Genomic DNA, 19,463 nt, shown 5'->3' with positions numbered 1-19,463 from the left:
GCGGTCATTTGTAATAATTCGGGTATTTCTCTTTCAGCAGAGCCTGATCCGCAATGTTCAGGCTAAGATGCTCCTTCATCAGCTGTTCGCCGCGCCGCGCATCTTGTGCTTCGATGGCTTCATAAATGAATCGATGCTGCTCATAAAGCTGCTCCCAATTATGATCGTCGACAAGCCTTAACATGCGGCTGCGATTCAAATGGGTATTCATCTGCTGCATGACCGCCCACATATTGCTCTTGCTGCAGCCATCGAACAAAATACGGTGGTACGCTTCATCCAGCTCGAACATGCTTTTGTCATCCGGATCTTGAAGGCAAGCCTGCTGCTGCCGCAGATTCATCTCCAGCTGCGTTAGCGCCTGCTCCGGAAAGTGAGCGCAAGCGAGCAGGATAACGGCTCTCTCCAACTGCTCCCGCATAAACCTGGCTTCCTCGACGAGAGCCGTATCGATTAACGATACGAATGTGCCCCGCTGCGGAAGAACCTGCACCAGACCTTCTTGAGCAAGCCTCAGGAAGCTTTCACGGACGGGCGTTCGGCTAACCTTGAACAGAACGGAGGTTTCATTCTCGGATAGCGGCGTTCCGGGAGGGAGCTCAAGCTTCAAAATTTGCTCTCTTAGCTGATAGTAGACCGCATCCCTGGTGGAGACGGGCTGCGGGCGAATACGGAAGTCCATACGATCATTCCTTTCGATCTCACGCTACCATACTACCATACAAGTATGGCAGTGTAAATCCATAAAACAGCAAAAAAAGCTGTCCCCGAAGCAGTTATCTACTTCAAAGACAGCCCGCGGTATAATCGTAATCGGCAAAATTATTTTCCGCTTGCAACGTCCGTCTTTCCCTCGGTTCTATTCTCCTCGCGCTCATAGAGCGTCTGCAAATAGGTGGCCATAACCCTTGCAAGCTGATCGGAAACCTCGACGAGACTCATATGCGCGACATCCTCGAAGGTTGTCTCCAGGATATGAGGGTATTTGTAGGTCGTTTCGGCCTCATGAAGATTCGTAACGGTAAACGTATCGTCCGGTTTAACGACAGCATCCTCGGCGCCGGCAACAAGCAATACCGGATATTTGGCCTCAGCCAGCACATGGCTTCTGTCGGGACGCTGCATCATGCCCTCAAGCGTCGAGATTGCGGCCTGCTCCGTCATTTGCTGCCCGACGCCAATCAGCTGATCAACCTCGTCATGCAATTCCTCAAGCTTCTCTTCCTTAAATAAGTTCGGAATAATGCCGCGAACATAAGGAGTAATTCCATTTGCGCGAATGTCCGCCATATCTTGCCTCCGCTTCTCTTTCGCTGCCTCCGTATCCGGCAGTGCCGTGGAATGGATCAGAGCGAAGCCGGAAAGCCTGTCCGGATATCGCTCGGCGAAGGCGGCGGTTACGTAACCGCCCAAGGAATGACCGAACATGACAACCTTATCAATCTGCAGCGATTCCAGCAGCATCGCGATATCCTCGGCCATCATTTCCATTGAATACGTGCCTTCGGGGCTTTGGGAGCCTCCATGACCGCGCAGATTCGGTATGATAACGCGATATTGCTCGCTCAGTACCGGACATATTTTATGCCAATATAGGGAAGAGCCGCAAAATCCGTGAAGCAATACGATTACTTTGCTGTTGCTGCTGCCGCACTCTTCATAGACGAAATCGATGCCACCAGCGTGAATACGTTGTTTTTCCATCGATCCTCACCAGCCTTTTTAATTAGCGATTTGTTTTGTTTGGTGTACTCTTATTACCCATTCTCCAGCCTTTGAAACAACCTGAGAATATTTAAACTGTAAAACAGAGAAAATGATAAGTACTCCATCCAAGAAATCTGTTATTCTGATTGGATAACATGCTGCATCAGATCATGATAATTTAAGGGGGTGCCGATCCGTGCGGGTAAAATATAGAACAATCGCCATGATGACGGCAATGTGTGTCATGATTATAACGGGCTGCATGAAAGGCGAAGGCCATTTGACGGACAATAAGGGTCGAATAGACCATGTCGCAGCTGAAAAAACGGTAACGCTTACTTTTTGGCGAAACTCGGGAAATAACGCGGAAAATACGGCTTACGAGCAATTGACCGCAGCTTTTATGAAGAAGCATCCAACGATTAAAATAGAAATGACGCCATTTCCTTACAGCGATTATGATACAAAGCTAAGAACCTCAGTCGCTGCAGGCAATCCGCCCGATATCATGGCCGTCGACGCTCCTAATCTCGCCTCTTACGCGCAGGCGGGGGCTCTTATACCGCTTACGGAACATTTCAAAAAGGATGGGAATTTGGAGGATATACCGCTTACGACGATTGAAGGCTACACGTATAAGAACGACATTTATTTGGCTCCTATGACGGAGTCGTCGATCGCGATGTTTTATAATAAAAAGATGTTCGAAGCCGCTGGAATTCCGCTGCCTTCCCGTAATCCCGACGAAGCTTGGACGTGGGGGCAGGTGCTGGAGGCGGCCGTGAAAATTAATGATCCCGCGAACGGCATTTACGGCATCGATCCGGCCCAAGGCTTTCAAAATGCGGGGGCAACCGCTTATTTTAAATATCCGATTATATGGCAATTCGGCGGAGACGTGATGAATGCGGAGGGGACTACGGCGAGAGGGTTTCTGGACTCGCCCGAAACGAAGCGGGCATTAACGTTTTATACCGAGCTGTTTACGAAATATAAGGTCGCCTCGTTCGAATATCCGGTTGACGCTTTTCCGAACCGCAAGCTTGGCATTACGATCGACGGCACCTGGACATTATCGCATATTGCCGAGAAATTTCCGGATTTTAAGCTGGGAGAGGATTTCGATGTCGCCCCTCTGCCGAAGGGGAGCAGACAAGCCGTTGCGAACGGCAGCTGGGCGCTGGGCATCTCCACGAAAAGCAAGCATCCGGAAGAAGCTTGGCTGTTTGTGAATTGGATGACCGGGTACGAGGGATTGAAGCTGTACAGCAGCGTTACGAAGGACATCCCAGCAAGGTATTCGGTTGCTAAGGAATTTACGGAGCTGAACGAGTATCCCAAAAATATATTCGTCATCCAAAATCAAAAGTACGGCAGACCGCGTCCCATTACACCGGTGTTTCCTCAAGTGTCGGAAGCCGTCAAAAATTTGTTTGTGGAAGTGACGCTGGAGAAACGAAACCTGGATGAGGCGATCGATGATGCAATCAGCACGATCGATAAGGCGTATGCCGATTCTAAATCGATTGCCAATTGAGTGTATTTAAAAGAGAGGGGCTGCCTTATGTTTTTTTCGTTGCGAAGCCGGCTGATGGCGGCTTTCTCCTTCCTGCTTATCGTCCCCTTTATCGCTCTCGTATTCCTATTAAGCGAAGAGTCCGCCAAGCTTATCCGTCAATCTATTGAGACGTCTACGTCACAGACGATTGAGCAATTCGGCTCGCATGTCAATACGTTTATGACCCAAGTCGAAGAAATCGGCAATCAAGTGATGAGCAACCGGGTGACGCAGGATTGGGTTACAGCATTAATGAGCCCGGATAGTTCGATGGAGGAGCGGCTGCTCGCGAAGCAAAAGCTGGTTGAATATGTGTCTTCCTACTCGATCAACAACTCCAGCGGCATCTCCATCGGCGTCTTTTCTGATTTCGGAGGCGGCGTGTGGACGCAGGATCGAACGTATTTGGAACAGGAGTGGTATAAACGGTTCTTGAGTGATGACAAGCGATGGACGAAAGCCCATTCCGATCCCGATCAAGCGGATGAAATCATGAAATCGCGGCTCGTTAACAGCTATATGCTGCCCTTAGTTCAATTGCAATCGTTTACACAGTCTGGATTTGTAAAAGTGAATTATCCGACTTCGGTGCTGAGGGATGCGATTGAGAAAATACGTTTCGGTGAAACCGGCCGCGCGTTTCTGCTTGCCTCAGACGGCAGCAGTGTGCTGAATCAGCGGCTGCCTGAAGACGGGCCATCCTTTCTAACGGACGGTCTCGCTGAAATTAAAGCGGCTCCCGGCAATGTTACGAGCGGCGTGTTTCCGATTCATAGCGATGATGAAACGTACTTGCTGTTTTACCGCTATTTTGAAGCACAGGATTGGTATGTGATCGGGGAAGTTCCCGAGAAGGAGCTGTTCGTGAAAATCGATCAAATTCGCCGTACGATGCTGCTCGTCAGCCTTGTCTTATTATTGCTCGTCATTCTTGCCGCCTTCTGGCTGTCGTATGGCATAACGAGACCGTTAACATCGATGGCCAGAGCGATGAAGCATGTGGAACGGGGCGAATTTGCACAGGCGCTCAGTATGATGCCGGCGGTTAGAACCGGTCACAGCGAGGTCGGTTATGTAACAAGGGTATTCGAGAATATGACAACACGGCTCCGTTATCTGATCGAGACGGAATTCGAGACGAATCTACGAAGGAAAAACGCGGAATATAAAGCGCTGCTGCTTCAAATTAATCCGCATTTTTTCAACAATACGTTGGAAATTATTGGTGGCCTTGCAGCGATGAAGCGCAATGACGTGCTGATGGATGCGACGGAAGCGCTTGGGCAAATGATGCGGTATTCGCTGAATTTAAACAGCGATTTGGTCAAAGTAAGAGAGGAAATGAATTATATCCGCGATTATTTATTCATCCTTCAGCTGCGTTACGAGGAGCGGCTGCAAGTCGAGATAGAAGAGGATACGGCATCGAATCAGCTGTTGATCGCCAAGTTCATTTTGCAGCCCATCATTGAAAATGCAGTGAAGTACAGTCTGGAAAAGGGCGGCGTAGCCCGAATAGCTCTTCGCGTTAAAACCGGGGAGGGGCGCCTCTTTATCAAGGTAGCCGACAACGGGATCGGCATGGATGCCGAATTAATTGATCATGTAATGGAAGAGCTCGTCAGCGCCGATTCGGTAGACATATTGAACAGCGGCGGTGACAGTATCGGTCTGCGCAATGTATTGTCCAGGTGTCGGCTATACTACGGGGAACAGTTTAAAGTCAGCATAGAGTCGAGTCGCGGCGAAGGAACGGTCATTCGGATCAGCATTCCCGCCGTTAAGGGGTGAGGTAGACGTGTACAGCATTATCATTGTCGATGACGAAGCGGGCGTACGAAATAGCATCAAGGCAAAAATTGACTGGAATGCTGCGGGTTTTCAGATCGAAGCGGAAGCGTCTAACGGCGAGGAAGCGTTGAAACTGCTTAGCGGGCGCCGGCTTCCGGACGTGCTCATTACCGATATTCGCATGCCGCAAATGGATGGTATCGGGTTGATTAAAGCATGCAAGCAATTGTATCCGGCGCTTAGAATTGTCGTCCTATCCGGCTATTCCGATTATGCGTATATGCAGGCCGCTATTCAAGCGGGCGTGAAGGACTATTTGCTTAAGCCGGTTGGCCGCAAAGAGCTGACCGCTTTGCTTGAGAAGTTGTCTGCGGAAATTGCCGCGGATCAAACCGATGAGCAAGCGCAGCGCACCGAGCGGCTGCAACGCGAACAGCAGTTGATTGCCCTGCAGGAGCAGATGCTGCTCCGGTTAGTAAAGGAGGAGTTTTTCAGCCTTTTGGCCATGAAGGAAAGGCTGGAGCAGCTGCAATTGTCCGCTTTCGTTAACGAAAGCCTTCCGGTTCGTTTCATTACAGTCGAAATGAGAGTGCCGCCAGGCAGGTTGGAGGATGAACGGGAGCATATTGACCTGCTGCATATGGCTTTTCAAATGCTGTGCAGGGAATCTGCGGGCAGCCATCGGCAGGTTTATCCTTTCTATGACGCAAGCCATCCGTCGATGATGCATTTTTTGGTGCATGCGTTAGAGGAACGTGACGAGACGGATTTTGCCGATAGCTTCATTCGTCAAATTCGTCATCAAATCCGGTATTATTTGAAACTCGATTGTGTGATCGGCGCAGGGGAAGCGGTTAGCGGCTTGCGGCAATTCAAGAATGGATATTCCTCGAGCATGCTGTCGTGGAGCCGCAGCACCATCCATGGTACGAATACGGCAGGCGAGCGTCAGGTGCATGATTTGATTGCGGCGTTCTCGCCGGAAATGGAAAGGCAGCTCGTCGTATCCGTCGAGAACGGGGACTATAAAGCTTATTCGGCGCTAATGGAGCGCATTGTTCCGAAGCATATCGACTATCCCATGTTTTCGTTTACGTTCGTCGCGTCGCGAATATTGCTTTTGTTTCATTCCATCGCCAAAAAATACGGGGAAGGCGAGACGGCGCTGCAGAAACGGCTGTGGGATTGTCAAATGACGATCGGCGATTTTCATTCGCGTGAGCAAATCCTTGAGCAATTGGAGGAGCTGGCTCGCTTAGTAATGAAAGAGGCGCTGAAGACGCGCAGCTCCAGCGGTCAGTCTATCGTGAAGGCCATTCAAAAGTACGTCGACGATAATTTTGCCTATGAGCTGACGCTAACCTCGCTCGCCGGTATGTTTCATTTGAACGAGACGTATTTATCGGGCTTGTTCAAGCAGCATGTCGGCGTGACGTTTAGCGAATACGTGACAAGCCTGCGTATGAAGAAGGCGTGCGAGCTGCTCTCGCACAGCGACTTGAGGCTGACCGACATCGCCATGCTCGTCGGCATCTCCAGCTCGAGCTACTTCAGCACCTCGTTCAAGAAATTTTACGGCACCAGCCCGAAAGAGTACCGCGAGCGGTACAATAGCAAAGCTTAAAATCTTTAAGCATTTGTACACTATAGCTCCGATCGAGGCTCGAGAGACTAAAGTTACTGGATTTATACACTTTAGAGCACCAATCAAGGCTCGAGAGACCAAAGTTACTGGACTTATACACTTTAGAGTTCCAATCTAGGCTCGAAAGACCAAAGCTACTGGATTAATACACTTTAAAATCGTTCTCGTCGGCTAATGCTAATTTTAACGTAAAAAATAAGGTTAACCAGTTTTTGCTGGTTAACCACATAATACGAAACTATTATACAGACTCAACCGGAGCGCATCTTAGGAAATGTCGTCAGAAGGCTTACTTGTCGATTCTCTCTCGATCAAGGTCGTAGGAAGAAGAATTTCGATATAGGGTTCCGAAGGATTGTTAATTCGCCAAAATAATTGTTGAATGGCTTTTTGGCCGAATTTACTCAAATCGACGCCCATCGTAGTCGTCGTCGGCGTATTGATGCGCGATAGCTGGCCGTTGTCGAAGCTGCACACGGAGAAATCATCAGGAACTTTATGGCCCAATTGCTGAAGGGACGAAATTAAAAGAAAACCTAAACCATCGTTGACGCAAAACCAAGCCGTTGGCAGAGAAGTCATTCTTAAGAACTTGTCGGTTACATCGGTCGACTCCTCCGAGGCATCTTTAACCAGCCAATCAGGGTTAACGGCAAGCCCGGCTTCGTTCATGGCCATATGGTATCCTTCCAAACGTTCCTGGTAGCTAGGTGAAAAGGAGACATTGCCCCAAAATCCGATTTGCTTATGGCCTAATCGAATTAAATGATTAACCGCATCATATCCGCCAAAACGATTGTTGGTTAAAATGCAATCTGCATGAATACGAGGATGGTGATGGTCGATGAGAACGGTAGGGATTCCGGTTGCAAGCACGGTATTGATATAGTCTGTGCTGATATGAGAGAGAACCAGCACGCCGTCAACGCTTTGGTTTTGCAGAAATGACGGCAATACCAATCCATCTCTGGCTTGCGGGTTTACCGATTGAATTTGCAAAGTCATCCCTCGTTTGGAGCACTCCTGCTCAATGGATAAATAAATCTCGCCAAAAAAGCTTCTCTGAGAGAAAGCAAAATCCGAAGCGATCAAAGCGATACTGCCGCTTCGCTCGGGCTGTCTGTTCTTTCGGGTTTCTGAGTACCGATACCCAAGTTTCTGCGCCGTTTCGATTACCAGCTGCCGCGTTTCATCGCTAACTCCGCCTTTTCCCGTAAGGGCTTGAGACACGGAGTTTTTAGAAATATGTAAAGTATCAGCAATCATCTGCATGGTAACCTTTAGCTGCTTCATGATACCGTTCCCTTCCAATTAATCTGTCGTGCTGCTCTGATTAAGCGAAGTTGTAACGTTACAAATTATATCGTATTGAATAGCAAAAAGGAACTGTTATTATAGTGAATTTTAATTTTTATGGTTTGGGTTGACTTTTTATTCTCCGTCAATAATAATGAACATTAATTCAAAAAATAAAGTAAAGTAATTTTAAAGTAACGTTACAATTATGAATGTATCAAGGGGGGAAAGTGATGGTTAAGCTGATCAAAAATGAAGCGATAGCTTGTAAAACGCTGTTGGAACAATATTTGAATAATACCGGGTCCGTAATAAATCCTATTAAGCTTCTGTTAACGGGAGTGGGGGAGCGTGATGTATATAACATTACCGCTCCGTTCGTGGATGAAGGGGAGCTCGTTATTGCCGGGCGTGTTGAGTTCAGGGACAGCGAGCATTCTGAGATTATGTTTTTTGTCGAACGAAGCGATGAATGGGTGCCTAGAGAAGGAATGCCAAAGCTTACGCTTCAGGATCCGTTCTATACTCGAATTGGCGGGGAAATCGTTCTCGGCGGCGTAGAGATTTATCCTCATCCTACCAATGTCGGAGCACTAGCTTGGAGGACGGTTATGTACAAAGGGAAGCGTCTCCAAGATTTAGAGTTGTTTTTTACAGGACCTAACGGAATGAAGGACCTTCGTATAGCGGAGCTTCATGACGGCAGTATAGCCATGCTCACTAGACCTCAGGGGGAGAAGGGTGGCCGAGGAAAGATCGGATTCACGCGATTGGCTTCGCTTGCTGAACTGACGATTGAGCGGGTTGAGGAGACTCCGCTTTTGAAGGATCAATTTATTGAAACGGAGTGGGGCGGCGCGAACGAGGCTCATTTGCTGTCCAATGGACTGATCGGCATTCTAGGCCACATTGCTTGCTTCGATGAAGCGGAAAATCGTCATTATTATCCGATGGTCTTTGCGTTGGACCCGTTTACGGGAGATTATTCAGATATTGAACTTATAGCCGTCCGAGACAAGTTTCTGCCCGGCGAGGCTAAACGGAAGGACCTGAACGATGTTGTTTTTAGCGGAGGCCTTGTTAGGAAGGAAGACGGTTCCGCCGATTTGTATGCCGGCATCAGCGATGCGGAGGCTCACAGAATTACCATTCCGGATCCGTTTTTAAAATTTGAAGGCCTAGAGGTGAGATAGTCGTGAACATTTATCGTTATGAACAAAATCCGATTATTACGCCCGCTGACGTACAGCCCTATCATGAAGGCTATAAGGTCATCGGTGCTTTTAATGCGGGCGTTGCTGAATACAACGGCGAAACGCTGCTGTTGCTTAGAGTTGCTGAACAGCCTGTAAGCGATGATCCAAACATCGTGCTTGCTCCGATATATAATCCGGAAACAGGTGTTATTGATCTAGTGGAATTACACCGAGATGATGAAAGGTATGATTTCTCGGATCCGCGAGTCGTAAGAGATCGGTCCCAGAGCGCTACCTTTGCATACTTGACGTCAATTTCATATATCCGGATAGCCCGAAGCGCCGATGGGCATCATTTCTCCATAGACAGCAAACCGTTCATATACCCTTCCAACGAGCAAGAAGTATTCGGCGTAGAGGATCCGCGCGTCACGCAAATGGGTGATGATTATTATATTTACTTTTCAGTTGTTTCCCCTGTTGGGATCGGTGAATCCATGGTTTCCACTAAAGATTTCATCAACGTTACGCATCATGGTATGATATTTTGCCCGGATAATAAGGATGTATTGATCTTCCCGGAGAAAATTGGCGGGAAATATTATGCCCTTCACCGTCCAACCATGAAAAGCGTAGGCATGCCGGAAATTTGGATCGCCGAATCGGACAACTTGCTTTACTGGGGCAATCACAAGCATCTGCTTGGACTGCGCAAAGGCATGTGGGACAGCGGCCGGATAGGCGGAGGAGCGGTTCCCATCCGAACGGAAAAAGGCTGGCTCGAATTGTACCATGGCGCAACGAAGGAGCATCGTTACTGCATGGGAGCGGTTCTGCTCGACCTGGAAAATCCCGCGAAGGTATTAGCCCGTTCCGCATTACCTGTGCTGGAACCGGATGCTCCTTACGAGAAGGAAGGCTTCTTTGGAGATGTCGTATTTTCCTGCGGCGTGATCGTTCAAGGAGATACGGTGAAAATGTATTACGGGGCAGCCGACACCTCAATGGCCTGCGCGGAGCTTAGTCTGCAAGAAATTTTAAACAGCCTGGTCTATGAGCAGCTATTAACGGAAAAGTGCACGCTTTAAGGATTTGAACGTAATTTAAGATTACAAATTACATTACAAAACTATTTATTTACAATTACTGATAAAATAATAATGTTGACAAAAACGAAAAGTAATTTAAAATAATAAATATAAAACGTTTTCATTTCAAGTTACTATTAGCATGATTCCGATGTTTGTCATGTAGCTAGGACATTTCAATATATTCACAGGGGGAGAGAATGTGCGGTCAAAAAAATATACGGGCTATGTTTATATATCCCCGTGGATTATCGGATTTCTTGTTTTTACGATCGCCCCCCTCATCTTTGCTTTTTATGTGGGTCTTACGGAGTGGGATACGTTCAACAAGCCTAAGTACGTAGGCTTCGATAATTATTTAGATCTCATAAAAGATGAGGATTTCCGCAAGGCATTATGGGTGACCATTAAATTTGCGATTATTTCGGTGCCGCTCGGGATTGCGACCTCGATGCTGATCGCGATTTTAGTGAATACGAAGGTGCGAGGAGTATACTTCTTTCGGACAGCGCTTTACATGCCGGCGATCGTGTCCGGCGTTTCGATCTCGCTGCTCTGGAAATGGATTTTGGACACGGATTTCGGACTCATTAATTTACTGCTCTCCAAGGTTGGAATTGCTCCGCTTGGCTGGCTTACCGACGGCGCACTCGTCATGCCTTCCTATTTAATGATGGTGATATGGGGTGCGGGCGGCGGAATGCTTACTTATCTTGCCGGTCTGCAGGATATTCCCGGACATTTGTACGAAGCTGCGGATATCGACGGGGCGAATGCCTACCAGAAATTCAAGCATATTACGTTGACTATGCTGACCCCGGTTATATTTTACAATCTCATCATGGGAATTGTAGGAGCTATGCGAAAGTTCGGAGATGCCTATATTATCGGCGGGGCCGAAAATGAGGGACGGTTCTATATGATTTACTTATATGAGAACGCGTTCAAGTTTTTTAAAATGGGCTATGCTACCGCGATGGCATGGATATTGTTCGTCATCATCATGCTGCTTACCCTTTTGGCCTTTAAGTCATCCTCGGCTTGGGTTTATTACGAAACCGAAGTCAGTACCAAGAAAAAGCGGAAAGGGAGGTGAGGCGTTTGGTTTCTTACGGAATGGGAAGAAGACAAAAAAGGGTCTGGCGCAGTATTATTCTGTACGTTTTACTAGGGATCTTCGCCTTAAGTACTTTGTTTCCGCTAATCTGGATGATTTCCACCTCTCTTAAATCGGGAGATGTTATCTTTGAAATCCCTCCCCGGTTTTTACCGGACGGCTTGCATTGGGAAAATTATGCGAGAGCCGTTATCGAGATTAATTTTTTCGTTCTTTTTAAAAACACGGCAGTCATTACTTTTTTTCAACTGTTGTCTAACGTGTTCGTTTCCGCCTTTGTGGCTTACGGTTTCGCGAGATTCAATTTTCCGGGGAAAAACATTTGGTTTCTGTTAGTGCTCGCCACCATTATGCTGCCAGGGGAAGTAACGATGATTCCTGTGTTTATCGGTTTCAGTGAAATCGGTTGGAGCAATTCGATCCTGCCGCTTGTCGTTCCCGGTTTTTTCGGAGGAGCGCCCGTATTCATTTTTCTTCTGAGACAATTTTTCCTTTCGGTTCCGAAGGATTTGGAGGAATCGGCGTATATCGACGGAGCGAGCAGCTTTAAAATTTTCTGCAAGATTTTTCTCCCGTTGTCTGTTCCCGCATTGGTTACGATCGGGATTTTCTCCTTCCAAGGCAGTTGGAACGATTTGCTCGGTCCGTTGATTTATTTGAATGATGTCGATAAATTTACGCTGACGCTCGGCTTGTCGATGTTCAAAGGCGTAATGAAAGTGGAATGGGGACCGCTCATGGCGGGTTCGATTCTTGCGCTGCTTCCGGTTCTTATCGTCTTCTTCATGGCACAAAAGCATTTTGTGGAAGGCATTAAGCTAAGCGGTATTAAAGGCTAAACACATTTCATCTGAATGAAGCTTGATTTTCGACTAATTCGTCGATATCAATTTCAAATAAATAATAAGGGGAACGATAGACATGAAAAAGTATGCAACTGCAAGACTGGGACTGCTTCTCGCTTTGGTGTTAGCGTTTACGGTTGTATTGGCCGCATGCGGCGGAAACTCGAATAACGGCAATGCGCCAGCCGACAACAATGTAACCGCAGACAATGCCGGAAACGCCGGGCAGCCGGCCGAGAAAGTGAAATTGAAGGTTGCGACGTGGGCAGGAGCGGAAGAGCTTAGAGAATTCGAAGAGCTGGTAGCGAAGGTGAATGCAAGCGCGACAGACTATGAAATCGAAGTGCAAAGTATTCCGGCTGACTATTATCAAAAGCTTCAAACGATGATTGCAGGCAAGCAGTCTCCGGATTTTATGTGGTTGTCACAGGAATATATTGCGCAGTATGCAAGCCTGGGGGCGATCGCTCCGCTTAATGAGCATGTGTCCACTATTAGCAATTATAAAGCGGATGACTATTTCCAAGGCGCACTCGACGTAGGTACCTATAAGAATGATTTGTATGCATTGCCATGGATTTCACAGCCCTATGTGCTTTATTACAATCAGGATATGTTTGAAAAAGCGGGTGTCGAGCTTCCGACAAACGATTGGACCTGGGATGACTTTATCGCAGCCGGCAAGAAACTGACCAAAGACGGTGAATGGGGCGCATTGCTGAATAATATACCAACAGCTATGTATACGTGGTCTTACGGCGGCGATGTGTTTGACAAAGAAGGCAATATTACGCTGGATTCTCCTGAATCCATCAAAGGCTTGGAAATGTATCAAACGATCGTAAAATCGGGAATCGCTCCCGCAAGAGCTCAAGCGGATTCCATGGGTAACGGCGATATGTTCAAAACAGGCAAGGTTGCAATGTTCATAGGCGGCGCGGGCGATGATTTCGAGAAAACGACAAACTTCAAGATCGGCATGGCCGTGCCTCCAAAAGGAACAAATCAGGTTACGTTCAGTTGGATCGGTGTGACGGCAATGTCCAGCACTACGAAAAATCCTAGCGTCGCGGCAAAAGCACTTGTCGATATGACGGGTGCGATTCATCAATGGAAGGTAGTGGCGCCGACGAAAAGCGGCTTCGATCTTATTAAAACAAGCCGTCCGGAAAAAGAATATGCTGTAGAAACCATTCGTCTAGCATCCGAATTTGCCAGAGGCTTCAACAATCAGCCTAAGCAAGGAGAAATTGACGGAGCGATTTGGGAAAAGCTGACGCAAGCGATTGAAAAAGGCGATGATGTGAATGCAGCGGTAAAGAGCACGATCGAGAAATTTAATGCTATTATTAAGTAATAGCTTTTAACAGCGTTATTTGCCCGCTTGACCGGCTTCACCTAAACACCTGCCGCCAACGGAGGCTTGCCCCCGGATACGGCGGGTTTTTTCATATGCTGGAATGATGAGAGGAGAAGTTAACATGGAGAAGGAGACGGAAATGATGGAAATAACAAAACTGTCCTTGAAAGGAAGCAATAGTTGGAATGAGGATGCTCTAGTCGAGCATCCTGCTCTCGCGATGTATGGAGTTATCGACGGGGCAACATCGCTGGTGCCCTTCACCGGCGAGAATGGTGCAACCGGCGGTTATTACGCATCCCGGATTATTGCGGATTTCTTGCACGGCATGCCGTCATCATCAGGAAGCGATTGGAATCCGGCAGAAGCCATGCTTCAGGCCAATCGGATATTGCACGATGAAATGGTCAAGCAAGGCATTCGGGCGGATCGCAAAGATGAGTTATGGGGAGCTTGTGCTGTTCTGATCCGTATCGAGGAGGATTTTATCGAATACGCCCAGGCTGGAGATTGTATGCTTGCCGCGGTGTATGAGGATGGCTCTATACGTACCGTGACGCATGATCAGCTTGCGCATGTGGATAATAGGACGAGGGAGCTCTGGGCGGAAGGTGTCGAGGCCGGGCTTCGAACGAACACCGAGTTGTGGGCGCATGTGAAACCTCAAATTATTAACGGGCGCAATACGGCCAATACGGCGGAAGGCTATGCGGTGATTAACGGTGACCCTGCATTGTCCCGCTACATAGAATCCGGAAGAATAAACAGAATCCAATTAAAAGCGTTATTGCTCATTTCAGATGGCTTATACATGCCGAAGCCTGCCGGTTTCCCGGCAGCGGATGCGGAGGAGGTCACCCGGTCCATATTGGATAAGGGACTTGAAGGCTACGTAAACTGGCTGATTCAATTGGAGGAAGGGGACCCGCAATGTCTTCAATATCCGCGTGTCAAAAAATCCGATGATAAAACAGCTATCTGGATAGATTTTAAATAGGGAGAGCCAACCTTATGATTCGCAAAGTAGAAAAAATGCCGAACCTGCCGATGCCCTTTCAAATGAGAGATTGGAGTTGGGGTTCGATCGATCTGGGATTAAAAAAAAAGCGTAACAGTGGAAATCGGAACGGAGACATCGAATATTTATGATGCGGCTTCGCATGCTTATATTCAAACGAACGTCAATGGAAAAACGATGATTACGATTGCTCCGGACGCTGCTGTTCTCGTAGTTATTATTCCCGCGTATGCTAAGAAGAGTAGGGAAGGGACGAAGCTGCTCGCGGGCGGCGTAGTCATCGACTACCAATCACCTAACTCGCTTATGCTCAGTGGTAATTAAACAAAGAAAAAACGAGTGACGATGAAGGCTAATCCACGGCGAATTGGTTCATGGTTATATGAAGTGGCTTGGATTTACTCCCATCCATTTTTAAAATATACGGTTAAAGTAGGCTTGATCACAGTATCCGAGGTACTCCGTTACCTCAGCTCTTCAATAGTTACGTTTGTACGGAAATTGTGCAAAATATATTCCTGAATTTTCCGTGCGATCCGTTCTTTAGCTGGGGAAGCCCGTTGTTCAATGCTCTCTTGAGCGATATGCAAAGAGATGGAACGCTTACCCATTCATATAATTCGGGTATGCCGTATAACTCAGCGATCGTTGAAAACGTTGTGGAGCAAGGCCTTTCATATGAATAGTTTCTTCTATCACTTTCTTGCGAAGAACGATTAGGTGATCGCATTTAGCAGCAATTGTACACTTTAGAGCTTCGACCGAGGCCCAAGTGACCGAAGTTGCTGGAAAAATCCACTACAGAACGCCGAAAGTGGCCCGGGAGCGCGAAGTTACTGGGCATCCTTATCCATACTCACGTTTCTGGCCTTATATCGCCGTTTCAGGTGCTGTTAACCTGTTTCAGCGGGATAAGGCCTTTTTTTGTCATTTTTCACCATCCGAAAACTTTGAAAGTCATTTCCCGAGCATTATGAAATAAGTGTGATTTCCGTTTTGATATATTGTTGATGCAGCAGCAATGAAGTAGGCTCCAGTCCCGATAGATCGGGGCCGATAGCGCGGAAAAAACGAATTCGGGGGTTGGCCGTGAATAAAAATTGGATTTTTTACACTGTGATGTTCTCGCTTCTCATCGTAACGATAGGCGCGGCAGCCGTTTTCTCCTATTCCGAGGAAGAAACCGCTGAAGCGGTCATATACAAGCTGTCGGATGCGGAGCGTCCGTCCGGCGGCATTATATTGAATGCCGGCAGCATGAACGGATCGCTGGCGAATGCGGCTATACTTCCTGAATGGGAAGGAAGGAAAAAAACCGCGGAGTGGAAGGAAGGAGAAACGCTCGCGTGGACGGTTGATATTGCCGACGAGGCAAGCTACGAGCTGTCTGTCGGTTACTATCCGCTCAAAGGAAACGGGCAGCCGATCGAGTTCCTGCTCTACGTCGACGGCAAAGCGATTTCCGATCCGTATGCGCCCTTCGAGCTTAACCGCCTGTTCTACGATGAGCCGGGACCGCTTAGGAAGAGCGGCGGAAACGAGCTTCGTCCCAAACAGCTGGAAGGCGAGGTTTGGCTGAATACAGTCGTTGCGGCAGCGGGCGAAATGGAAGATGGACCATTGCAGCTGGCGCTTACGAAGGGCGAGCATGTGATCCGGCTGGAAAATGTAAGAGAGGCTGCGGTCGTTGATTACATTCGATTATCGAAGGTTGACGAAGCAGCATCTTATTCAGCGTATAAAGCGTCGTTTGAAAAGTTTTTGGGCAAGAAGGGCGGCGAAGCGTTTGTACCGGTTCAAGCGGAGCATGCGTACGCGAAGTCGGCTTCAGGCCTATTTCCTACCACCGACAAAAAGTCGCCGCTAACCGCGCCATACAGTCCGGTCCAGCTTCGGATCAATACAATCGGCGGCGACAATTGGGACATTCCCGGACAATGGATTAGCTGGAAGTTCGAAGCGCCCGAGGACGGGTGGTACAAAATTGGCGCCCGCTATCACCAGAACGAAGTAAAGGGCTCATTCGTTTCCAGAAAAATGTTATTGGACGGCCAAGCGCCATTCGAAGAAATGAACGCGGTTCGTTTCCCGTACGAGCTGAAATGGGCCATAAAGGAGCTGGGCGAAGAGACGGGCGAGCCTTACCTGTTCTACTTGGAAAAGGGCGAGCATGAGCTGAAGCTCGAGGTGACGCTAGGCGATCTGGCTCCAGCCGTGCAAAGCGTTCAGCAGATGGTGTACGACCTTAACCAAATTTATCGCAAAATCGTGATGATTACGGGCGTAAACCCGGATGTATACCGCGATTATGAGATCGATAAAAGCGTTCCTGGATTAATCGGGCAGTTCCAGACGCTTTCCGCTCAATTGAAGGGTGAAGCAAGCAAGCTGGATGAGATGTCAGGGCAGGCGAACGCCGGCTCTAGAACGCTAAGTCTGCTTGCCTTGCAGCTGGACGGCTTCATTGCTCGGCCGGACCAAATTCCGAAGCGGCTTGAAAACTATAAAACGAATATCACCGCTTTAGCCGATTGGATGCTGAGCGCGAAGAAGCAGCCGCTGAAGCTCGATTACCTCTATATCGCATCGCCGGATTATGGGAAGCCGAAGGCGGAAGCCGGCATCATCGCGCAAAGCATACATGAAATACGCGCATTCGCAGGCTCTTTCCTGCAAAATTACGATTCGATGGAAGGGGACGAGGAGGCGAAGCGCTCGATTCAAGTATGGACCGGTCTCGGCCGCGACCAAGCTTACGTCTTGAAGCGATTGATCGATGAGTCGTTCACGCCGGAGAGCGGAATTAGCGTCAATCTGAATTTGGTCGGCACATCGCTCGTTACCGCCGTTATGGCGGGTGAAGGACCGGATGTCAATTTGTTCACCAGCCGCGGCGACGCGATGAACTTGGCTGTACGCGGTGCGCTTGCCCCGCTTGATCAGTTCAGTGAATTCGAGCCCATGAAGAGCGAGTATACAGACTCTGCATTCGTTCCTTATCAGTACCAGGGAAAAACATTCGCCATTCCGGACGATCAGGAATTTTTCATGCTGTTTTATAGAAAAGACGTTCTGAAGGAGCTTGGCATCGAGCCGCCGCAAACGTGGGAGGAGCTGCTCCAAGTCGCTCCGGTGCTGCAAAACAACAATATGCAAATTGGATTGCCTTACGAGAACCTGGACGCCTTCCAGCTTCTGACGAAAGGGATCGGCTCGCTCAATTTGTTCCCGACGCTGCTTATGCAAAGCGGAAGCGGCATCTATAACGCGGGCGAGGACGGCACTCGCTTCGATGAGCCGCAGGCTTATGCAGCCTTCAAGCAATGGACCGATTTCTATAACTTATACGACTATCCGCTTTATAAGGATGACTTTAACCGGTTCCGCACCGGTGAAATGCCGATCGTCGTTTCCAGCTATAAGCTGTATACCCGCCTGGCAGCCGCAGCGCCGGAAATTACGGGTACATGGGATATGGTTCCGATCCCGGGGACGAAGCAAGCGGACGGTGCGATCGACCGCTCGACGGGAGCGACCGGCACGGCAGCCATCATTTTGAAGGATGCTTCCAATGTGAATGATGCATGGGCGTTTATGAAATGGTGGAATGAAGCGGAGACGCAAAGCAAATTCGTCAGCGAGCTGGAAAATGAGATGGGCGTTCTTGGCAGAAGAGTGCCGGCCAATCTGGTTGCCTTCGAATCAACGAACTGGAGCCGCGCGGAGCAGGCTATGCTCTCCGAGCAATGGGATCAGGTGAAAGAAATTCCGGAGCTGCCGGGAGGCTACTATACGTCAAGAAACATCGATAATGCGTTTCGCGAAGTCGTGTTCCAAATGGGTAACGCAAGGGAGAGCCTCTTCTATTGGAACAAGGACATCAATGAAGAAATCAAACGAAAAAGGTATGAATTCGGGGTGGAGCAATGAACAAACCGTTAATCCGGACCATCGGCAGACATAAGGAAAGTTATTTATTGATGACTCCGTTCATGATTTTCTTTCTGCTCTTCACCATACTTCCCGTCGCCTTGTCGATCGTGCTCGGATTTACTTATTACAACATGATCGAGCCGCCGCGCTTCATTGGCTGGTACAACTATATCCGGTTGTTTCTGGATGACGACATCTTCATCATTGCGCTCAAAAACACAATGTTCTTCGCTTTCGTCACCGGCCCGGTCAGCTATTTGCTTAGCTTCCTGGTCGCTTGGATGATTAACGATTTGTCCCGGACGCTTCGCTCGATCGCGACGACCGTGTTCTATATCCCGACCATTATCGGTGTATCGGTGTTCCCGATGTGGCGGTTGATTTTCAGCCCGGATGCTTACGGCTACTTGAACGGGATGCTGATGGGTCTCGGTATCATTAGCGATCCCGTCGCATGGCTGATTGATAAAGAGTATATTTTGCTCATTCTGATCGTTGTGCAGCTGTGGATGAGTCTTGGCATCAGCTTCCTGGCGTTTGTGGCCGGTCTTCAAACCGTCGACCGCAGCTTGTACGAAGCGGGAGTGATGGACGGCATTAAGAACCGGTTTCAGGAGCTATGGTACATTACGCTGCCTTCGATGATACCGCAGCTTATATTCGGGGCGGTCATGCAGATCGTTATATCGTTCAGCGTAGCTGACGTGTCCATACAGCTTGCCGGGTTTCCGAGCACGGAGTACGCGGGCGAAACGATGGTTACCCACATTATGGATTACGGCAGTATCCGTTACGAGATGGGCTATGCATCCGCGATGGCGGTCGTCTTGTTCTTCATGATGGTATTCACGAACCGGCTCGTTACGAAAATATTGCAGAAGGTCGGAATCTGATCGCAGGAGGACATGC

16 protein-coding genes are annotated in these 19,463 nt (G+C 48.5%); 13 read left to right on the top strand and 3 right to left on the bottom strand.

The window, feature by feature from the left end:
- Positions 1-4 precede the first annotated feature (4 nt).
- Together L1N85_RS14800 and L1N85_RS14795 are read right to left on the bottom strand one after the other, a co-directional pair.
- Positions 5-682, bottom strand: coding sequence for a GntR family transcriptional regulator (locus L1N85_RS14800; RefSeq protein ID WP_235239812.1), 678 nt, complete (start codon positions 680-682; stop codon positions 5-7).
- A 140-nt stretch (positions 683-822) separates the two neighbouring features.
- Positions 823-1,704 carry an alpha/beta fold hydrolase gene (locus L1N85_RS14795; RefSeq protein ID WP_235239809.1) on the bottom strand — a complete coding sequence of 294 codons (882 nt, stop codon included), beginning with the start codon at positions 1,702-1,704 and terminating at the stop codon, positions 823-825.
- Positions 1,705-1,903: 199 nt separating this feature from the next.
- Between L1N85_RS14795 and L1N85_RS14790 the strand changes: the two genes are divergently transcribed.
- From L1N85_RS14790 to L1N85_RS27625, 3 genes are read left to right on the top strand one after another with little or no spacing between them, the layout of a single operon-like run.
- Positions 1,904-3,244, top strand: a complete 1,341-nt coding sequence (locus tag L1N85_RS14790) for an ABC transporter substrate-binding protein (protein WP_235239807.1) — start codon at positions 1,904-1,906, stop codon at positions 3,242-3,244.
- A 27-nt stretch (positions 3,245-3,271) separates the two neighbouring features.
- Positions 3,272-5,056, top strand: coding sequence for a cache domain-containing sensor histidine kinase (locus tag L1N85_RS14785; RefSeq protein WP_235239805.1), 1,785 nt, complete (start codon positions 3,272-3,274; stop codon positions 5,054-5,056).
- A 7-nt stretch (positions 5,057-5,063) separates the two neighbouring features.
- On the top strand, positions 5,064-6,680 hold the full coding sequence (locus tag L1N85_RS27625; protein WP_235239803.1) for a response regulator transcription factor: 1,617 nt from the start codon (positions 5,064-5,066) through the stop codon (positions 6,678-6,680).
- Between the two features lie 288 nt (positions 6,681-6,968).
- Here the strand turns inward: L1N85_RS27625 and L1N85_RS14775 are convergent, their stop codons facing one another.
- The gene (locus L1N85_RS14775) at positions 6,969-7,994 is read right to left on the bottom strand and encodes a LacI family DNA-binding transcriptional regulator (protein WP_235239800.1); all 1,026 of its coding nucleotides are present in this window, start codon (positions 7,992-7,994) and stop codon (positions 6,969-6,971) included.
- 236 nt (positions 7,995-8,230) lie between these two features.
- On the opposite strand from L1N85_RS14775, the gene L1N85_RS14770 reads away from it, so the two are divergent.
- From L1N85_RS14770 to L1N85_RS14725, 10 genes are all read left to right on the top strand, one after another.
- Positions 8,231-9,190, top strand: a complete 960-nt coding sequence (locus tag L1N85_RS14770) for an MTP-1 family protein (RefSeq protein ID WP_235239798.1) — start codon at positions 8,231-8,233, stop codon at positions 9,188-9,190.
- A gap of 2 nt (positions 9,191-9,192) precedes the next feature.
- The gene (locus L1N85_RS14765; RefSeq protein ID WP_235239796.1) at positions 9,193-10,281 is read left to right on the top strand and encodes a BtaManbiosPhlase; all 1,089 of its coding nucleotides are present in this window, start codon (positions 9,193-9,195) and stop codon (positions 10,279-10,281) included.
- 202 nt (positions 10,282-10,483) lie between these two features.
- Entirely contained in the window at positions 10,484-11,377 is an 894-nt protein-coding gene (locus tag L1N85_RS14760) for a carbohydrate ABC transporter permease (RefSeq protein WP_235239794.1), read from the top strand.
- A 5-nt stretch (positions 11,378-11,382) separates the two neighbouring features.
- Positions 11,383-12,237, top strand: a complete 855-nt coding sequence (locus L1N85_RS14755; protein WP_235239792.1) for a carbohydrate ABC transporter permease — start codon at positions 11,383-11,385, stop codon at positions 12,235-12,237.
- A gap of 82 nt (positions 12,238-12,319) precedes the next feature.
- Complete coding sequence (locus L1N85_RS14750) at positions 12,320-13,600, top strand: ABC transporter substrate-binding protein (protein WP_235239790.1); 1,281 nt, start codon at positions 12,320-12,322, stop codon at positions 13,598-13,600.
- 124 nt (positions 13,601-13,724) lie between these two features.
- The gene (locus L1N85_RS14745; RefSeq protein ID WP_235239788.1) at positions 13,725-14,600 is read left to right on the top strand and encodes a PP2C family serine/threonine-protein phosphatase; all 876 of its coding nucleotides are present in this window, start codon (positions 13,725-13,727) and stop codon (positions 14,598-14,600) included.
- A 117-nt stretch (positions 14,601-14,717) separates the two neighbouring features.
- Complete coding sequence (locus tag L1N85_RS14740) at positions 14,718-14,945, top strand: hypothetical protein (RefSeq protein ID WP_235239786.1); 228 nt, start codon at positions 14,718-14,720, stop codon at positions 14,943-14,945.
- 448 nt (positions 14,946-15,393) lie between these two features.
- Entirely contained in the window at positions 15,394-15,603 is a 210-nt protein-coding gene (locus L1N85_RS14735; protein ID WP_235239784.1) for a hypothetical protein, read from the top strand.
- Positions 15,604-15,710: 107 nt separating this feature from the next.
- Positions 15,711-18,551: an extracellular solute-binding protein gene (locus tag L1N85_RS27620; protein ID WP_235239782.1), complete on the top strand. Its 2,841-nt coding sequence runs from the start codon at positions 15,711-15,713 to the stop codon at positions 18,549-18,551.
- On the top strand, positions 18,548-19,447 hold the full coding sequence (locus L1N85_RS14725; protein WP_235239779.1) for a carbohydrate ABC transporter permease: 900 nt from the start codon (positions 18,548-18,550) through the stop codon (positions 19,445-19,447). Before L1N85_RS27620 ends, L1N85_RS14725 begins: the two co-directional genes overlap by 4 nt.
- Positions 19,448-19,463: the final 16 nt, after the last annotated feature.

The organism is Paenibacillus alkaliterrae (assembly GCF_021532375.1).
Classification (GTDB): domain Bacteria; phylum Bacillota; class Bacilli; order Paenibacillales; family Paenibacillaceae; genus Pristimantibacillus; species Pristimantibacillus alkaliterrae.
This window is presented reverse-complemented; position numbering and strand designations above follow the sequence as displayed.